The organism is Burkholderia sp. ABCPW 14, from assembly GCF_001523835.1.
Classification (GTDB): domain Bacteria; phylum Pseudomonadota; class Gammaproteobacteria; order Burkholderiales; family Burkholderiaceae; genus Burkholderia; species Burkholderia mayonis.
Genome location: NZ_LOVS01000132.1, coordinates 94557 through 111085, shown reverse-complemented (window position 1 = coordinate 111085; position 16529 = coordinate 94557). Strand labels below are relative to the sequence as shown.

Genomic DNA, 16529 nt, shown 5'->3' with positions numbered 1-16529 from the left:
ACGAGCGGGCGGCGTGCCGCGGCTGCGTTGCGTCACTCGCGCAGCGCATCGCCAACGCATGCGGCGCGTGCGTGACGCTTGTCCACGTACGTCTGCCGGTTTGCTGCAGCGAGCGGCGAGCCGATCGTCGGATGACGATTCGCGTCGAAGTCCGCGCGCTCGGCGCGCAACCGACGCACGAGCGCATCGCCGCCGGGTTCGCGGGACGACATGACGAGCGCCGTGAACGTCGTTCGCGCGAGGTTGCCTTGCGCGTGGCCGTCGCGGTCGTTGATGGCCTTGAAGCCGTTCGGGTCGAAGAAGAGCAGCGTTGCGCGCGCGCCGCTGCGCTCAGCGCGGGTGCCGCAGGTCGACTTCGGCCAGCGTGAGCTGGACCGCTTTGCCGCTACGCCACGCATCGGCATGCGGGTCGGGTGCGCATGCCGCGATGTCCGCGCGGTTTTGCCGACGTGCGCCGGCGGATACGCCGAGCCGCCGGTTGCGGTTGCGTTCGCACGCGGTCCGCGCCGCCGGCTTTCGGGTTAACGCGTCGGCATGTGCCGCAAGTTTCGGGCGGGCCGCCTGCGGCGAAAAGCGCCGTCGCCCGGTCGAGCCGCCCGGGCGTTCGTCCGGCGCCGTTCGTTCTAGCGGAACCGCCGTATCGTTGTCGCGATCCGCTCGACGTCGCCATCCGAAAGATGGTGGTGGCACGGGATCGTCAGGATTTCCCGGGCGAGCCGTTCGGTGTTCGGCAGCGACACGTCCGGTTGGCTACGCAGCCATGCCCGTTGCCGATGAATTGGGATCGGATAGTGAATGGCCGCTTGAATGCCGTGGTCGTCGAGATGCCGACGCAGCCTGTCCCGATAGCCCGATCTCACGACATAGTGATAGTACGCGTTCCCCGGCCGTCCGCCGCCGAGATCCGTGCCGGTGTCGGTTCCAGCGAGCGCTTCGTCGTAGAACGCGGCAATGGCTTTGCGGCGATCCAGCCACGAATCCAGTTGCCGAACCTTGACGTTCAGCGCCGCCGCCTGCAGTGAATCGAGACGCGAATTGATCCCGAACATGACGGCTTCGTCGCGGGTCTGCAATCCGTGATTGCGCACGCTTTTCGCGTATTCGGCGATTTCCGGATCGGTCGTGACGAGCGCGCCGCCGTCTCCCAGGCCGCCGAGCGTCTTGAGCGGATGCAGCGAAAAGGCCGCGGCATCGCCGGCCGTGCCGACTTGCCGGCCGTCGATCGTAGTGCCGATCGCCTGAGCGCAGTCTTCGACGACGGCCACGCCGTGCGCGCGGCACAGAGCGACGATCGGCGCGATGTCGACGGGTCGCCCGCGCAAATGGACGGGGATGACGGCCTTGGTGCGAGCGCTCAGAAGCGGCACGATCGTGTCGATGTCGACGAGTTCGTCGTCGCCCACGTCGGCAAGGATCGGCCGCGCGCCGGCGGCGACGATCGCGCCGACCGTGGCGACGAACGTGTTTGCGCACGTGACGACCTCATGGCCGGGCCCGACGCCGAGCGCCCGAAGCGCGATCAGCAGCGCGTCGGTGCCGGAATTCATCGCTATCGCGCAGGCGCCGCCGCAACGCTGCGACATCCACGTCTCGAAGCGCGACACCTCCTCGCCGAGCACGAAATCGCCGGCTTCGAGCACGTCGCGCCAGCGCTCGACGATCACGCCGGACAAGTCGTGCGCCTGCTCCTGGACATTGTTGCACTGGATCATTGCGTGTGTCCTCCCGATGTTCGCCTGACGGCAATCAGCGCGATGACGGCGGTTCCGACGGCGCTGAGCACGGCGGCGATCATCAACGTCTGCGGATAGCCGAGCGCCTCGCCGACGAGGCCGCCGCCGAGATAGATGAACGGATGCACGCCGCTCGTCACGACGGTGTCGACCGCCACGACCTTGCCGAGGTCCTTTTCGGGCGAGTGCGTTTGCATGGCGGTCGCCCATCCGGTAAGCCACGACGCTTCGACGATCCCGACGAACGTCGCGCCGAGCACCGCCATCCATGGCGCTTGGCCCATCCCGAGCAAGGCCATCGCGCCGCCGAGGAACAGCCCGCAAGTCAGCCCGAGCAACTTCAGGTGGCGATGGCCTGCGACGAGCACCGTGACGACGGAGCCGATGCACGCGCCGAGTCCCGACGCGGCGAGGCATACGCCCCACATGGTTTCGCCGAAGCCGGCGCTGACTGCATAGGGGGCGACCACGAGGAAGATCGGAAAGCACAGCACGTTGACGACGAGCGTGGCGGCGAATCCCAAGAATAGCTCGGCGTTGCCCGCGATCACCGTGACGCCTTTCAGCGCTTCGCGAATGGAGAACTCGTCGTCGGATTCCAGCTTGCCTTTGTCGGGCAACAGGGTGGTGTAGAAGGCGGCACCGAAGAACGTGAGGCCGTCGATCAGCACGCCCCATACCGGGTCCCACAAGATGACCACGACGCCGAGCGTGGCCGGAAAGATCACGGCCACGAGATTGTCGAGAAAGTGCATCGCGCCGTTGCCGGCGACGAGCGCGTGCTTCGGAAGCAGATTTACGAGCAGCACTTGCGTGCACGGGCGCGACACGCCGATGCCGATGCCGAACGCCAGATAGACGAGCACGAGGCTCCACCACGGCGCGCCCGACACGATGAGCGCGGCGGCGGCGACCTGTGCGATTCCTCTTGCCGTGTCCGTTGCGATGAGGACGCGCTTGGGCGACTTCCGGTCCGCGAGCATGCCGCCGGCTGCGGCGCCGATGACGGTGCCGATTCCGACGGCGGCCATGATCGAGCCGAATATCTCGCCGCTGAAGCCGGCATGAATGACCGCGACGGGAAGCGCCGCCAGGCAGACGGCGTCGCCCGCCATCGACAGCCCCTGTTCGATCAGCAGTTTTCGAAACGACGAGAAACGCAACGCATCGCGATACGGTGACGCTCGCTCGGCGAGTGAGCTCATTCGGTTCCTCCAAAAATATAGACTCGTCCGTCGGCGCTGCGCTGGGTCGCGAGCGCGTTCCCGTCGCACTCGACACGGACCGTTCCGCCCGCGGGAACCGTGACTTTCAGCCGGCGCCCTCGAAAGTGGATGGCGAACCGATACGCATCCCAATGCGGCGGCAACCGCGGTCGAAAACAAAGCCTGCCGCATTCGATGCGCAAGCCGGCCAGGCCCTGGACGAGACCCTGCCACGCGCCGGCATAGGCGGACAGGTGCAGCCCGTTGCCGTAGTCCGTGGTCGGCGTGAAGTCCAAGTTGTAGCGGCTCGCGCGGGCGATGAAGTCGGCGCAGTCGCTCGTCTTGCCTATCTCCGCGGCGACCATCGCGTGCGGGCCGTAGCTGAGCGACGATTCGTGAACCGTGCGAGGTTCGTAGAATGCGAATGCCGCCCGCTTGACGTCGTCCGGGAAGTCGTCCGGGAACAAGGACATGAGGAGCACGATATCGGCCTGCTTCACGATCTTGGACGTGAAATTCCGCAAAGCCTCCGCCGATTTTCGCTCCGACTCGTCGATGAATTGCGGTCCGCGTTTCTTCGTGACTCTGAGCTCCGTATCGGGAAGTTGCGCGTACCCTTCGAATTCTTCCGGAATGGAAACGCCCCCGACGCTCATCCACGGCAGAAAGACGCGATCGCTGATCGCGATCCAATCGTCCAACTCGGCTTTCGGCACGTCGGGAAAGGCTTCGTGTCCGGCCGACGAGATGGCGAGCCTGATGCACCATCTAAGCAGATAATTCGTGAAAAAGCTATTGTCGACGTGGTAATGATATTCGTCCGGGCCCATCACCGAATTGACGACATAGGCCTGCTTCGAGTCCGACCACTCGAACGCGGATGCGGCAAATCTCGCGCATTCGGCGATGATGCGATAGCCGCGCGCAGTCATGTAGGCGTCGTCGCCGGTGACTGCCCGGTAGCAATGCAGCGCATAGCAGACGTCGGCCGAGATGTGCAGCACTTCGTCGACGCTCCATTCCCGCGTCGTCTTCGCGTCCGGATACGACAGCACGTAGTGCGGCCCGTTTTCGGTTCCGCGGTCGTTCGAAGCCTCCGGGAAACGAGCGCCGGAGAATCCGGTCGATTTCGCGAACTCGATCGCTTGCTCCAGGCGATGGTATCGATAGTCGATGAGCGCGCGGGCGATGCGCGGATCGTTCCAGATCCAGAACGCGCACTTGTGCAGTTCGGTGTCGAAGAACGTGGCGCCGGAATGGTAAGTGCTCGTCAAGCCGCGCGCCGGTGACACGAATCCGCGCGGATGGCGATGCGATGCGATTCCGTGCTGCAAGAGCTGGAAAACGGCATATCGGATTCCGAGTTCGACCGGTTCGCCGCGCGCTTCGATCGTCACGCCGTGATCTTCCCAGAATCCGGTCCAGCGTGTCCGGTGCACGTCTTCGACGGCCGCGGGATCGAACGGCGGCGCGGTTTGCGGCATTGGCTCGGACGCGGAATCGGAACGTAGTTTCCAGTGCGCGTCTATTCGATGGCGATCGGCTTCGAAAAAATCGAAAGTCGTCGATATCGTGCAGCGAGGTCCCGAATGCTCCCATGTGGCGGACGCGCTGGCGGCCGGCGGCGAGCGCCGGATGTGCACGTCGTAACGGAGCCTTTGCCCGGCGACGGCGGCGGTGACGCTGAAGCGGTCGCTTTCGCAACGGCATCGTTCGAGATCGTAGTGTCGGGCCGTCAGCCACGAGGACGTGCCGAGGTACTCGTTGACCGCGAGCGCGTCGATGCCGTAATCGAGCCGCAATCGCCGCGGCGCGGCGTCGCCGGCGTCCGTCCGGCGCAGCTCGATGACGGCTGCGACCGACGCGTGGTCCGGCGCGTCGATGAACTGCCGCACGGTCAATTCGAACGTCGCTCCCCCGACATGCAGACGCTCGGTGCTCGTCACGGACGCGTGGTCGAGCGACAACGCGACGGTCGCCGCCGCGCCGTCCGGACGGCGCGCAGGCTCGCCGGTGTCGACGTCGTAGACGCGAAGAACCCTCGGCGCCGGCAGCGACGCAATCTCGCGCGACACGCCGACGCCGGGCGCGTAGACGTCGCCCGCCAGCAACTGAACCCGCTCGGTCCGCTCCGAGGCGCCGGGCACGTGCGGACGCACGCCGATGAACGCATTGGCGAGCGTCGCCACGCACGAGACGAACGCGGAGGATGCCGGATCGAGGTCGCTCACGACCTCGCGTCGTTTCCCGTCGGATACGATCAGCATGGGCGGCCCGCGGGCGACGCGAACGACCAGTCGGAAACGCGCATGTTGACGAGATTGTGGTAGCGCGGATCGCTCAGGACGTCGGCGCTGTCTTGGAACCAGCCCGATTGCCATTGATCGCATATTTCCAGTACGGCGTCCCGGATGGTGTACGCGAACTCGAAGCCGAGTTCCCGCCGCACGAGGCTCGAGTCGAGCCGGTACGAGCGCACGTCGTTGGACGCGGTTGCCGTGATCGGAACGTCCGCCGAGAAGTAGCGGTCGACGACGTCTTTGACTTGCGCCGCGATGTCGGCCACCGTGTGGTTTTCGTATCCGACATTGACGGCGCGGCCGCAGACTGTGCCGAGAGAATCGCGTCGGACGAGGGCCGTATAGAGCCGGCTGAGATCGCCGACGTGGACGTTGGGCCGGTACTGGCGTCCGCCGAAGACCGTGATCTCGCCGCGCGCGAGCGCGCTCGCCGTCAGGATGTTTACCGTGAGGTCCAGGCGTTGCCGGGGCGACCAGCCGCATACGGTCGCCGCTCTGACCGCGACCGTTTCGAAAGACGGCGAGGTCAGGTCGAAGAGGATGTTCTCGCCCTCGGCCTTGTACCGGTTGTAGTCGGTAATTGGCACACACGGCTGGCGTTCGTCGACGACCGGCTCGTCGTTGATCCCGTAGACGCTTGCCGAAGACGCGTATATGAAGCGCCGGCAGCCTTGGCGCTTCGCGCTCTTCATGAGATGTGGCAGGCAATCGATGTTGATGGAGCGGCTCAGCGCCGGATCGGAGTTGAAGCTCGGATCGTTCGCCACCGCGGCGAGATGGATCACCGTCGCGACGCCCCGCAGCGATCGTTCGACGGTCCGCTTGTCGCGGATGTCCCCTTTGATCGCCTCGAGACCGGGATGATGGCTGAGCCGCTCGAGCCCGTTCGAGAAAAAATGCGCGTCCAGCACTCTGACACGATGACCCGCGGCGAGCAGTCTCGGCACCAGCCGCGATCCGATATATCCCGCGCCGCCCGTCACGAGCACACATGTGGGTTCGGTCATGTTACGTCCTTGCGAAATCGTTGAGGGGTACGTCGAGTCTGTCGAGCGTCGGAAGAATGGTGGCGCGCGGGTCGGCCGCCGTCGGCTCGAATGCGTGACGGCGGATCTGGCAGGCCCGGATGCCGAGGTCGCAAGCCGCATCGACGGCATGCGGCGCGTCGTCGACGAGCGTGACCGCGTCCGGCGCATGCTCGCCGATGAGGCGCAGGAACAGCGCTTCTCTCGCCTGATCCCGCCGCTGCTGCACGATCGCGCGCGGATCGAGCGTTTTGCCCGCCCTGCGCAGCGCGGCGTCGAACAGGCCGGGCGCGTTGCGCGACGCCGTGTAAAAGAGGACACGTTGCTTCGCCGCTTCGACTCTTTCGAGCAATCTCAGCGCGTCGTCGAAAAGCCGGGTATGGGCGGCGAGCCGAAGAAACTCGCGCTGCTTGATTTCCGCGAGCGCGCCGCTGTCGGCCGCGACGCGCGGATTGGCGGACGCGCGGCCTTTCTTGAGGAGGAGCAGGCGTGCGGCGCCGTCCAAGCGCGGCCGTCCGGCTATGTGCGCGACATATTCCGGGTAGGTGAGCTCGTCGGCCCCGATGCGGCGCGCGGCGCTGCGCCAGGCTTCGTAGTGCGGGGTGTCGACGAGCGTTCCGTCGAGATCGAGCAATAGAAGAGTCGGCATTCCACGCTCCGGTGGGTCACGCGCTTTCTGACAGGATGAGATGCGCGATTCGCGACGTAGAATCCATGATCGCGTCGTTGGTCAGGACCACGCGACCGCCGCTGTTTTCGACGAGGGCGCGCTCCGCGTTTATTCTCGGGTCGGTGCTCGACCGGTAGTCGGCGCCCTTGAAGAACACGTCGGGCCGGAGCGTCGAAATGACGGATTCGGCGGTCGGCGACTGATTGACGATGGCGCGATCGCAATATCGGATCGACGCGATGAATTCCGCGCGAACGCGGGCCGGAAATATTGGCCGATTGGGTCCCTTATTGACGTACTCGTCGGCGGTGATCGATACGAACAAGCGATCCACGAGCGTGCTGGCTTGCCGCAGATGGTGGATGTGCCCGAGATGAACGATATCGAAACAGCCGTGACACAGTCCTACGACGAGACCATCCGCCCGATAGCTGCGGGCGAGGCCCTGCAATTCGGTGATTCTCTGTAGAACAGTCATATCAGTATCGATCCTGAGAAATGAGACATTTCGCCATGATGTTGAGATGCTCGAATTTCCCCCAATAATCAGGAATCTGTCCGACTATTTGAAATCCGTTACGCAGATGAAAGTCGTAGGCGGCACGCTCGCGATCGATGTTGCCGATGTCGAGACACAAATAGTTTTTTTCGAGGCTTAGCGCGAAAGCCTCGATTTCCGCATAGAGCTGCGACGCGATGGTGCGCCGGCGATAGTCGCGATCGACGATCAACCAATCCGCCCACAGTACGTGCTTCGAAGGGATGGGCCCGGGGCCGCAGCCCATCGTTCCTACGATGCGGCCTTCATGAGTGGCGACGAACCGCGCTTCTTCGTCGCCGGGGCATTCCAATTCGCGGATGAATTGGAGGTTCGCGGATTGAGCCAGGTCATCCGGCGAGTCGATTTGCGAAACCAATTGGAGAACCGCCTGGATGTCGGCGGCTTCGAGGCGCCGAACGAGAATGGTGCTCTCTTTTTTAGTTGGCATGATATTCCAGTCTGTCGAGCGCGCGATCCAGTCGTTCGCACGCGTCGTCGATCATCTGCGGCGTATGCGCAGCGGAAAGCGTCACCGGCTCCGGGCAATAGCTCAACGGCATTAAAAATCCGTATAACCTGTACTCGGTCGACAATAGGCGGAATAGTTCGTGCGCAAACGCTACGGGATAGGTGCGCTCGATGTCTCTCATCGTGCGCGGACGTTTCGACGCGCCGATGTGAACGCCGATCCGGCCGCCATATCCGTCGATGTGGCATGGGATGCCGTGCCGGTCGAACACTTCTCTCAGGCCGTTTTTGAGCCGGCTTTCCAAATCCGCGACATATCGATAAACGGACCCGTCCGCCAGATATTCGAGAACCGACAGCGCGGCGGAGACCGACAGATAGCGTCCGGTATTCGTGCCGCTGATCTGCACGGGGCCTCTCGGTGCGATGACGTCCATATATTCGGCCTTGCCCGCGATTCCCGCGATCGGCATGCCGCAACCGAATGCCTTGCCGTATGTCGCGATGTCGGGAATGACGCCGAGCTCTTGCTGAGCGCCGCCGAGATTGGATCGAAAGCCGGTCAGGACCTCGTCGAAGATCAGCAACGCTTCGTGCTTTGTCGCAAGCGCGCGCAGGTCTTGAAGGAAACCGTCGTCGGGCTTGATGCAGCCGATGTTCAGCGCGATCGGCTCCAGGATGACGCCGGCGACGTCGCAGGAGTAACGTTCGAACGCGTTTCGAGCCGCATTCAGATCGTTCCACGGCAGCGGAACGGTCAGTTGACCGAGTTCGTCAGGAATGCCCACGGTGCCCGCGACGCGTTCGAGTTCGCCGTTCTCGAGCATCGCTCCGCTTCGCGGGGACGAGTCGATGTTCCAGGTGAGCGTGTCGTTTAGACCGTGGAAGTGTCCTTCAAACTTCAAGATCAAGCGCTTGCCGGTGACGGCGCGTGCGATCCGCGTCGCATACATGGTGGCTTCTAGGCCGGAATTGACGAGGCGCAGCTTTTCCGCGCACGGAACCGCGGCACAAAAACGTTCGCTCAGAAGTTGATGACGCTCGGTCTCATATTGCTGCAGGAAGCCGCACGACATCGCACGAGTGACGGATTCCCGGATGACGGGGCTGTCATGGCCCAGAAAACACGAGCTTCAGCCCATTATGTAATCGTCGCGCCATTCGCCGGAGCACGTTTGTATTCGGGATCCTCGGGCATTTGAAATTTGAATGGGGCCGATCCCCGCTAGATGATTCCAGCCGGCCAGTACATTGCCAACTCGCGTTTCGTCGATTTCTATTTTCATGGCTGATGGCGATCCGATAACAATACGGATTTACATTAGTTAATATATGTTTAAATAGCCCTCCGAATTTATGGAGTAGATGACGGAAACGTGCATCTCGAATGGCGGGCGAAGCCGATGGCTGGCGGAAATCGCGGAAGGCGTGCCGACCCGCGGGGAGGCGTCGAACTCGGGGCGAGGGCAACTTGAAAAGGTCCTTGAACGCGTCGCGTCGTTGTCTTTCGCGCGATCGGCGAACGATTCCATGCAGCTAAATGTCGCCCCGAAGGGGCGTTCGACGCCATGCGCCGCTTGGGTCGCGAACGGACGCGTGCGATATGTTGCTCGTCAAGCTTCGCGCCGACGTGAGCGTCCTGCGTCGGCGCGTTGCCGGTTCGTCGTGGCATACGCCGCGCTCGTCCGAAAAAAGAGCGGCGGCGCGCACGAGACTCGAAGCCGAAAAAAAGCAGCCGGGTCGCCCAATCGAAACGATGTTGCTTGCTTGAGCGGATGTTCGTGCGTCGGCGTTCAGTTCCCGAGCTTGAAGTTGAGCGCGTTCGTCAGGTTGCCCATCGGCTTGCCGCCGTTCGCGGCGAGCGCGTCGCCACGCGGCTGCAGGCGCGGCAGCGATGCGTGATGATGCGCACGATCGGTGCGGTGTCGTACCGCGTGTGATCGACGAAGCCTTGCTCCGCGAACGGCGAGATGACGAACGCAGGAATGCGCGTGCTCGGGCCTCTGTGGTCGCTGTGGGGCTCGCCGCTTACGACGCGCGCGGGTCGGCGGCGAGCGCGGCGATCCGCCCGTGCTGACCGATGCGGAGATCCAGGACGTGATCGCGTTCCTCGGCACGCTCACCGACGGCTACGATCCGCACGCGAAGTCCGCAGGCGGCAATCGCTGAGAAAGGCGAAGCGGGCGGCGGCGCATCGCAGCCGCCGTCCTTTACTCGCGCAGCGCGTCGCCGACGCACGCGGCGCGCGCTGCCGCATGGCTCAAGTCTTGCGTGCGCGCAATGCAGTCCGCATAAGACGCGACATATTGCTCGAACATGCGGCGCGCATCGTCCGGCGGCGCATCGACCATGCGCGCGACGAGCGCGCGCGAGCCCACTTCGAAGTGCTGATAGTCGATCGGGTCGTCCCAATAGCCGCCCCAGCGCAGCAAGCCGTTGTCCGCGAACACGTCGACGACGCGCTCGGCCATGCCCGGGCGCGCCGGCTTGTCCGGCCGCTCGTCGAGCCGGTTCATCGATGTCTTCGCGGCCGGCGACGGCAGCACGCGCGCGCTGCCGTCGTCGCCGAACGACACGTACGGGTTCTGATGCGGATTGATGTCGATCGCGACGCCGTACGCGTGCATCGACCACTCGTCGCGGCCTGTCTTCTGTCGCGAGTTGAACGCCGACGTGTTGTTGTCGTTCATCGACGCGTCGTCGTCACCGCGATAGCGCTCGATCGGCACCGCCTGCTTCAACGGGAAGCGCATTCGGTATAGCGTGTCGAAGATCGTCTGCACGCGTTCGGCGAGCGCATCGAGCACGACGACTTCGCCTTTTTGCGTTTGGCCGTCGAAATTCACGTAATCGAAAGACACGTTTTTCAATCGCTCGCATTGAACCGGCGAATGATCGCTTATTACGCGCTCGGCATGCATATTCGCGCATTGCGCGACCGTGATTCGGCTGATATCGGCAAAAGCGCTCGTTGCGCCGAAAACCGAAAGCAGCACGAAAAGCACCGTGCTATGCTGCGCGCACTGCTGAATCGGCGAGAATGTTCGCGGCAGAAGTCGCATATCGATCATTGGTTTGATGAATTCCATGAATTCGCATTCAGAGTGAATGAATATGCATGAAGTTCCGGAGTACCGATGAACCGAAAGCCGATAGGGATGCCGGATGACGAATGGAATGGCGTAAATGCCGCGGGCATTCACGCGGTAAGGATTCGGTGAAGATGCGTAAGAAAAGCTTGGTTTATTTCCCCGTTGCGTTGGCGTTGACGGCGGCACTCGGCGCGTGCTCGGGCGACGACGATGCGACGATCGAGTCGCGCGCGGACGCGATCGTCGAGCGGATGTCGACCCGGCAGAAGGTCGGCCAGAAGATCATGATGGCGTTCCGGTACTGGTGCCCGGACGGGCAGCCGACCTGCACGGCCGGCATGACCGAATTCCCCGACGCCGCGCGCGACGCGCTGCGCGAGAACGGCATCGGCGGCGTGATCCTGTTCTCGAACAATCTGACGGGCATCGAGCAGACGCGCCGGCTGATCGACGGGATCAAGGCGGCGCCCGCGGCCGACAGCCCGGTCGGCCTGCTGATCGGCATCGACGAGGAGGGCGGCAACGTGTTCCGCCTGCCGCGCGTCGAGGCGACGGCGTTCGCCGGCAACATGGCGCTCGGCGCGGCCTACGAGGCAACGAAGAACGATCAGCTCGCCTACGACATGGGCCGCGTGCTCGCGGCGGAAATCGCGGCGGTCGGCTTCAACGTGAACTTCGCGCCGGACGTCGACGTCAACAGCAATCCGCTCAATCCCGTCATCAACGTGCGCTCGTTCGGCGACGATCCGGCGACGATCAGCCAGCTCGGCCGGCGCATGGCGCAGGGGATGAAGAGCGAGCGCGTGATCGGCACGTTCAAGCATTTCCCCGGGCACGGCGATACCGATACCGATTCGCACTACGGACTGCCCGTCGTGATCAAGTCGCGCGCCGACGCATACGCGATCGATCTCGCGCCGTACCGGCAGGCGATCGACGCGGGCCAGGCGCCCGACATGATCATGACCGCGCACATCCAGTATCCGTCGCTCGACGACACGCGCGTGACGACGCGCACGGGCGAGCCGATGATCGCGCCCGCGACGATGTCGCGGCGCATCCAGCACGACATCCTGCGCGGCGAGTTCGGCTACCGGGGCGTGACGATCACCGATGCGCTCGACATGAAGGGCATCGCCGATTTCTTCGAACAAGACGATGCGGTCGTCAAGGTGTTCCAGGCGGATGTCGACATCGCGCTGATGCCCGTCGAGTTTCGCACGGCGGCGGACGCGGGCCGCCTGACGGCGCTCGTCGATCGCGTCGCGGCGGCGGTCGAGTCCGGTCGGATCGATCGCGCCGAGTTCGATCGCTCGGTGCGCCGGATCGTGCTGACGAAGCTGCGCAACGGCATCAGCGCGGCGGACCGCGGCAGGCCGCTCGACGAGCTCGCGTCGATCGGCGGGCCCGCGCATCGCGCGGTCGAGCGCGACATCGCGCAGAAGTCGATCACGCTGCTGCGCAACGAGAACGGCACGCTGCCGCTGCAGGCGCAGGGCCGGCGGATCTTCATCCTGACGCCGTGGGGCGAGCAGGCGGAGGCGATGCGGCGCCGCTTCGCCGAGCTCGGCCATCCGCTCGTGACGGGCGCGAAGCTGAGCGCGATCACGTGGGCCGAGCAGCAGCAGGCGATCGATGCGGCGGACATCGTGATCGTCGGCACGCTGTCGACGGGCGTCACGCCCGTCGAGCACAACGGCGATCCGAACGCGCGCGTCGCGCCGCCCGCGGCCGCGCTGATGCGGCAGACGGCGCCCGCGAACGGGCAGGAAGAAGGCTCGGTGATCTTCGATCACGTCGAGAACGCGGGCGCCGCTGCGGGCGCGGACATGGGCGCGCGCAAGAGCGTGCTGGCCGTCGCCGTGCGAAGCGAGGCGCAGCAGATGCGCGACGCGATGGATTACGCGAAGGCGCGGCGCAAGACGGTGATTCACGTGACGATGCGCGCGCCATACGACGTGATCAGCTACGACGACGTCGCGGACGCGACGCTCGCGACGTACGCGTACTACGGCTACGAAGGCGGGCTGCGCGGCCCGTCGCTGCCCGCCGCCGTCGACGCGATGCTGGGCGTCGAGCGGCCGGTCGGCAGGCTGCCGGTCGCGATCCATGCGCTGAACGCGGATGGCTCGACGGGGCCGCTGCGTTATCCGCGCGGCTTCGGGCTGCAGTACTGAACGCCGAGAAGGCGTCGCGACGGAGGCGGGCAGCGGCGCGGCCGATCGCCGCGCTTTGCCCGCCGCCTGCCGCGAATTCGCCGCCGAATCCGGGCGGCAAAGCCCTCACGAAGCGGCGCAGCGCCGCCGGATCGGTTTCAAATACGGTTCGTTGCAGTTATCCTTGAGCGCTCTTCCGGCGCGCGAGCGAAGCCGCGCGCCGGACATTCGATTGCTTCCAAAGGAGAACAACATGACGATGCGAGCCCGTGTCTCGATCCTGTCGCGCGTGCTGGCGGGCGCCGTGTGCGCGGCGGCCGCGTTTGCCGCGCATGCGCAGAACAACCTGGGCTTCCTGAACGACACGCCGATCAGCTATTTCAGCAAGGCCGACACCGCGTCGCTGACGAAGGCGGTGCAGAAGGTCCGCGACGAAGCGAAGGACGGCGAGACCGTCGACTGGCTGAACCAGGGCCGCGGCACGAAGCTTTCGGCGAAGCTGACGCCGAGCACGACCGAGCAGGAAGGCCGCACGTGCCGCGAGATCAAGACCGAGATCGAGGCGAAGGGGCAGTCGATGACGTTGCAGCCGCTCTATTGCAAGACCGCGGCCGGCAACTGGCAGTTGCAGAAGCGCTGATGCGGGCGTGACGCGCGGATGAGCGCGATGAAGCCGCGCGGCCGGCCGCGCACGGTGTCGTGCGGGGTGGTGTTCCTCGATCCCGCCGGCCGCGTGTTGCTCGCGCATGCAACCGACACGACACACTGGGACATTCCGAAAGGCCAGGGCGAGCCGGGGGAAACCGCGCAGCAGGCGGCGCTGCGCGAGCTGGTCGAGGAGACGGGCATCGTGCTCGATCCCGTGCGGCTCGTCGATCTCGGCCTGTTCGCGTACCGGCACGACAAGGATCTGCACCTGTTCGCCGCGCGCGCGGCCGAGCACGAGACGGATCTGTCGCGCTGCGAATGCACGTCGATGTTTCCGAGCCGCCGCGACGGGACGATGATTCCGGAGATGGACGCGTTCCGCTGGACCGAGCCGGGCGACGTGGACGCATACGCGAGCCGCAGCCTTGCGCGGCTTTTCCGGACGACGTTGTCGCTCGCGGATCTGCATCGGTCGCTGCCAGGCTGAGCGCGGCAAGCGCGACAAGCGCGACAAGCGCGGTGGCGGTCCCGCGCCGTTCGCGGATGCCGGGCCGGGGGCGAGACCGGATGCGAAACCGAAAGCCGGCATGAATCGCCGCGGCCGGAGCTGATTGCCGAAGCGGCCGCCACGTCGGCGCGAGGCTCAAACGAAAATGCCCGGCCTGGGCCGTCATGCCATTCAATCAAGCGTGGTTCGCCGTGGCCTGGCCTTGCGGAACCCAGGAAAAAGGCCGCTTCGATTGATACCGGAGCGGCCTTTTTGATCTTAACCAAACGGCACTACGGCCTGGGCCGGGCATTTCCCTTTCGCGTGGCACCAAGCGGCGAGCGCGCCGCAGCCGCCGTCAGGCGGGCTTGCCCCAGCTGTCGCGCAGGCCGACGATCCGGTTGAACACCGGCTGGCCGGGCTTCGAATCGACGCGGTCGGCGACGAAGTAGCCGTGGCGCTCGAACTGATAGCGCGCTTCCGGCGTCGCGTCGCGCGCGCCCGGCTCGAGATAGGCGTGAACGACCTTCTTCGAATCCGGATTCAGCGCCTCGAGGAAGTTACGGCCGCCCGCGTCCGGATGCGGCTCCTTGAACAGGCGATCGTAGATCCGCACTTCGGCCGGGCAGGCGTGCGGGGCGCTCACCCAGTGGATGTTGCCCTTCACCTTGTAGTTGTTCGCGCCTTCGGTGCCTGACTTGCTGTCCGGATAGTAGTTGCAGTGGACGGCGGTCACGTTGCCGTTTTCGTCCTTGTCCGCGCCCGTGCATTCGATCACGTAGCCGTATCGCAGCCGCACCTTGTTGCCCGGGAACAGCCGGAAATAGCCCTTCGGCGGATTCTCGTTGAAATCCTCGCGCTCGATCCACAGCTCGCGCGAGATCGGGAACGTGCGCTGGCCGCGCTCCGGATGGTGCGGGTGCACGGGCGCCGTGCATTCCTCGGTCTGGCCTTCCGGGTAGTTGTCGATGACGAGCTTGAGCGGATCGAGCACGGCGACCGTGCGCGGCGCCTTGTCGTCGAGATCGTCGCGCAGCGCGCCTTCGAACACGCTCATGTCGATCCACGAATCGATCTTCGTCACGCCGATCCGCTCGCAGAACAGGCGGATGCCTTCGGGCGTGAAGCCGCGGCGGCGCACGCCGACGATCGTCGGCATCCGCGGGTCGTCCCAGCCGTCGACGTGGCCTTCCGTCACGAGCTGCAGCAGCTTGCGCTTGCTCGTGATCGCGTACGTGAGGTTCAGCCGCGAAAATTCGATTTGCTGCGGCAGCGGCCGCGTGAACACGCCGGCGTCCGCGAGTTCGTTCAGCACCCAGTCGTAGAGGGGGCGGTGATCCTCGAACTCGAGCGTGCAGAGCGAGTGCGTGATGTTCTCGATCGCGTCCGAGATGCAGTGCGTGTAGTCGTACATCGGGTACACGCACCACGCATCGCCCGTGCGGTAGTGATGCGCGTAGCGGATCCGGTAGATCACCGGGTCGCGCATGTTCATGTTCGGCGAGCTCATGTCGATCTTCGCGCGCAGCACGTGCTCGCCTTCCTTGAACTCGCCCGCCTTCATCCGGCGGAACAGGTCGAGGTTCTCCTCGGGCGAGCGGTCGCGGAACGGCGACGCCGCGCCCGGCTCGGTCAGCGAGCCGCGGTTCGTGCGCATCTCGTCGGCGGTCTGGCTGTCGACGTACGCCTTGCCGCGCTGGATCAGCAGCTCGGCGAATTCATAGAGCTTGTCGTAGTAGTTGCTCGCGAAATACTGGTGGTCGACGCCGTCCTTCTGCCAGTCGAAGCCGAGCCAGCGCACCGCGTCGACGATCGAGTTCACGTACTCGACGCTTTCCTTTTCCGGATTCGTGTCGTCGAAGCGCAGGTGGCACACGCCGCCGTAGTCGCGGGCGACGCTGAAGTTCAGGCAGATGCTCTTCGCGTGGCCGATGTGCAGATAGCCGTTCGGCTCGGGCGGAAAGCGCGTCTCGACGCGGCCGCTCCATTTGCTCGTGCGGTTGTCGTCGTCGATGATGTTGCGGATGAAATTGGATGGCGCGGTGGCGTCGTTGCGTTCGGTGCTCATGCGGGACAGGGAAGAAAAGGGGAGAGGACGCGTGCTGCGTCGCTCGAACTTGTCAATTCTACCTGACGGACGACCGTCGTGAGGAGCGCGGCCCCTTGCAGCGGGCGGCGCGACGCGTTTTCCGGCATTTGTGCGC

Annotated in this window: 17 protein-coding genes and 3 pseudogenes; 8 read left to right on the top strand and 12 right to left on the bottom strand. The window is 64.9% G+C overall.

Going from position 1 to position 16529, the window contains the following annotated elements; translation table 11 throughout:
- Nucleotides 1-32: 32 nt before the first annotated feature.
- The 4 genes from WS62_RS38325 to WS62_RS20540 all read right to left on the bottom strand — a co-directional run bounded on the left by WS62_RS38325 (nt 33) and on the right by WS62_RS20540 (nt 4335).
- Nucleotides 33-404, bottom strand: coding sequence for a diguanylate cyclase (locus WS62_RS38325; RefSeq protein WP_066574563.1), 372 nt, complete (start codon nt 402-404; stop codon nt 33-35).
- Between the two features lie 219 nt (nt 405-623).
- Nucleotides 624-1712, bottom strand: a complete 1089-nt coding sequence (locus WS62_RS20550; protein ID WP_066574561.1) for a DegT/DnrJ/EryC1/StrS family aminotransferase — start codon at nt 1710-1712, stop codon at nt 624-626.
- Nucleotides 1709-2938, bottom strand: a complete 1230-nt coding sequence (locus WS62_RS20545) for an MFS transporter (protein WP_231748363.1) — start codon at nt 2936-2938, stop codon at nt 1709-1711. Before WS62_RS20545 ends, WS62_RS20550 begins: the two co-directional genes overlap by 4 nt.
- Entirely contained in the window at nt 2935-4335 is a 1401-nt protein-coding gene (locus WS62_RS20540; RefSeq protein ID WP_231748362.1) for a glycosyl hydrolase family 65 protein, read from the bottom strand. The genes WS62_RS20545 and WS62_RS20540 overlap by 4 nt, the downstream gene beginning before the upstream one ends.
- 448 nt (nt 4336-4783) lie before the next feature.
- Between WS62_RS20540 and WS62_RS37500 the strand changes: the two genes are divergently transcribed.
- A complete protein-coding gene (locus WS62_RS37500; RefSeq protein WP_197422883.1) occupies nt 4784-4966 on the top strand; it encodes a hypothetical protein in 183 nt (60 codons plus the stop codon).
- A gap of 232 nt (nt 4967-5198) precedes the next feature.
- Here the strand turns inward: WS62_RS37500 and WS62_RS20535 are convergent, their stop codons facing one another.
- Nucleotides 5199-6245: an NAD-dependent epimerase/dehydratase family protein gene (locus WS62_RS20535; RefSeq protein ID WP_066574557.1), complete on the bottom strand. Its 1047-nt coding sequence runs from the start codon at nt 6243-6245 to the stop codon at nt 5199-5201.
- Nucleotides 6246-6339: 94 nt separating this feature from the next.
- Here WS62_RS20535 and WS62_RS36725 point away from each other — a divergent pair, with 94 nt between their 5' ends.
- Nucleotides 6340-6900, top strand: coding sequence for a hypothetical protein (locus WS62_RS36725; protein WP_197422882.1), 561 nt, complete (start codon nt 6340-6342; stop codon nt 6898-6900).
- Nucleotides 6901-6928: 28 nt separating this feature from the next.
- Here WS62_RS36725 and WS62_RS20525 read toward each other — a convergent pair whose 3' ends face one another.
- Genes WS62_RS20525 through WS62_RS20515 form a run of 3 tightly spaced genes read right to left on the bottom strand, consistent with a single transcriptional unit; the run spans nt 6929 to nt 9063 of the window.
- Complete coding sequence (locus WS62_RS20525; RefSeq protein ID WP_082721134.1) at nt 6929-7411, bottom strand: adenylyltransferase/cytidyltransferase family protein; 483 nt, start codon at nt 7409-7411, stop codon at nt 6929-6931.
- Nucleotide 7412: 1 nt separating this feature from the next.
- Nucleotides 7413-7922 carry a GNAT family N-acetyltransferase gene (locus WS62_RS20520; protein ID WP_066574550.1) on the bottom strand — a complete coding sequence of 170 codons (510 nt, stop codon included), beginning with the start codon at nt 7920-7922 and terminating at the stop codon, nt 7413-7415.
- A complete protein-coding gene (locus tag WS62_RS20515; protein ID WP_082721133.1) occupies nt 7912-9063 on the bottom strand; it encodes an aspartate aminotransferase family protein in 1152 nt (383 codons plus the stop codon). Before WS62_RS20515 ends, WS62_RS20520 begins: the two co-directional genes overlap by 11 nt.
- Nucleotides 9064-9545: 482 nt before the next feature.
- On the opposite strand from WS62_RS20515, the gene WS62_RS36720 reads away from it, so the two are divergent.
- The gene (locus WS62_RS36720; RefSeq protein WP_156441066.1) at nt 9546-9713 is read left to right on the top strand and encodes a hypothetical protein; all 168 of its coding nucleotides are present in this window, start codon (nt 9546-9548) and stop codon (nt 9711-9713) included.
- Between the two features lie 22 nt (nt 9714-9735).
- Here WS62_RS36720 and WS62_RS34345 read toward each other — a convergent pair.
- A pseudogene (locus tag WS62_RS34345) lies at nt 9736-9962 on the bottom strand (alkaline phosphatase family protein); the annotation flags it as partial.
- Nucleotides 9963-9994: 32 nt separating this feature from the next.
- Here WS62_RS34345 and WS62_RS39055 point away from each other — a divergent pair.
- Nucleotides 9995-10111, top strand: a pseudogene (locus WS62_RS39055) (cytochrome-c peroxidase); the annotation flags it as partial.
- Between the two features lie 41 nt (nt 10112-10152).
- Here the strand turns inward: WS62_RS39055 and WS62_RS20510 are convergent.
- On the bottom strand, nt 10153-10938 hold the full coding sequence (locus WS62_RS20510; protein ID WP_231748361.1) for a M15 family metallopeptidase: 786 nt from the start codon (nt 10936-10938) through the stop codon (nt 10153-10155).
- Between WS62_RS20510 and WS62_RS38320 the strand changes: the two genes are divergently transcribed.
- Entirely contained in the window at nt 10834-11064 is a 231-nt protein-coding gene (locus WS62_RS38320; RefSeq protein WP_231748364.1) for a hypothetical protein, read from the top strand. The genes WS62_RS20510 and WS62_RS38320 overlap by 105 nt on opposite strands.
- Here WS62_RS38320 and WS62_RS38860 read toward each other — a convergent pair.
- Nucleotides 11010-11189: pseudogene (locus WS62_RS38860) on the bottom strand (hypothetical protein). The gene WS62_RS38320 and the pseudogene WS62_RS38860 overlap by 55 nt on opposite strands.
- On the opposite strand from WS62_RS38860, the gene WS62_RS20505 reads away from it, so the two are divergent.
- From WS62_RS20505 to WS62_RS20495, 3 genes are all read left to right on the top strand, one after another.
- Complete coding sequence (locus WS62_RS20505) at nt 11166-13211, top strand: glycoside hydrolase family 3 protein (RefSeq protein ID WP_082721144.1); 2046 nt, start codon at nt 11166-11168, stop codon at nt 13209-13211. The pseudogene WS62_RS38860 and the gene WS62_RS20505 overlap by 24 nt on opposite strands.
- Nucleotides 13212-13443: 232 nt before the next feature.
- Nucleotides 13444-13830, top strand: coding sequence for an RT0821/Lpp0805 family surface protein (locus WS62_RS20500; RefSeq protein WP_066574541.1), 387 nt, complete (start codon nt 13444-13446; stop codon nt 13828-13830).
- An 18-nt stretch (nt 13831-13848) separates the two neighbouring features.
- Entirely contained in the window at nt 13849-14325 is a 477-nt protein-coding gene (locus tag WS62_RS20495; RefSeq protein WP_066574540.1) for an NUDIX hydrolase, read from the top strand.
- A 358-nt stretch (nt 14326-14683) separates the two neighbouring features.
- Here the strand turns inward: WS62_RS20495 and WS62_RS20490 are convergent, their stop codons facing one another.
- Entirely contained in the window at nt 14684-16393 is a 1710-nt protein-coding gene (locus tag WS62_RS20490) for a glutamine--tRNA ligase/YqeY domain fusion protein (protein ID WP_066574538.1), read from the bottom strand.
- Nucleotides 16394-16529: the final 136 nt, after the last annotated feature.

What these genes read in the sequence shown, in the direction of transcription:
- WS62_RS36720 (WP_156441066.1), top strand. Translation starts at nt 9,546, where the DNA reads ATGTTGCTCGTCAAGCTTCGCGCCGACGTGAGCGTCCTGCGTCGGCGC.
- WS62_RS20490 (WP_066574538.1), bottom strand. Translation starts at nt 16,393, where the DNA reads ATGAGCACCGAACGCAACGACGCCACCGCGCCATCCAATTTCATCCGC.
- WS62_RS37500 (WP_197422883.1), top strand. Translation starts at nt 4,784, where the DNA reads ATGACGGCTGCGACCGACGCGTGGTCCGGCGCGTCGATGAACTGCCGC.
- WS62_RS20525 (WP_082721134.1), bottom strand. Translation starts at nt 7,411, where the DNA reads ATGACTGTTCTACAGAGAATCACCGAATTGCAGGGCCTCGCCCGCAGC.
- WS62_RS20495 (WP_066574540.1), top strand. Translation starts at nt 13,849, where the DNA reads ATGAGCGCGATGAAGCCGCGCGGCCGGCCGCGCACGGTGTCGTGCGGG.
- WS62_RS20550 (WP_066574561.1), bottom strand. Translation starts at nt 1,712, where the DNA reads ATGATCCAGTGCAACAATGTCCAGGAGCAGGCGCACGACTTGTCCGGC.
- WS62_RS20500 (WP_066574541.1), top strand. Translation starts at nt 13,444, where the DNA reads ATGACGATGCGAGCCCGTGTCTCGATCCTGTCGCGCGTGCTGGCGGGC.
- WS62_RS38320 (WP_231748364.1), top strand. Translation starts at nt 10,834, where the DNA reads ATGATCGCTTATTACGCGCTCGGCATGCATATTCGCGCATTGCGCGAC.
- WS62_RS20545 (WP_231748363.1), bottom strand. Translation starts at nt 2,938, where the DNA reads ATGAGCTCACTCGCCGAGCGAGCGTCACCGTATCGCGATGCGTTGCGT.
- WS62_RS20535 (WP_066574557.1), bottom strand. Translation starts at nt 6,245, where the DNA reads ATGACCGAACCCACATGTGTGCTCGTGACGGGCGGCGCGGGATATATC.
- WS62_RS38325 (WP_066574563.1), bottom strand. Translation starts at nt 404, where the DNA reads ATGCCGATGCGTGGCGTAGCGGCAAAGCGGTCCAGCTCACGCTGGCCG.
- WS62_RS20520 (WP_066574550.1), bottom strand. Translation starts at nt 7,922, where the DNA reads ATGCCAACTAAAAAAGAGAGCACCATTCTCGTTCGGCGCCTCGAAGCC.
- WS62_RS20505 (WP_082721144.1), top strand. Translation starts at nt 11,166, where the DNA reads ATGCGTAAGAAAAGCTTGGTTTATTTCCCCGTTGCGTTGGCGTTGACG.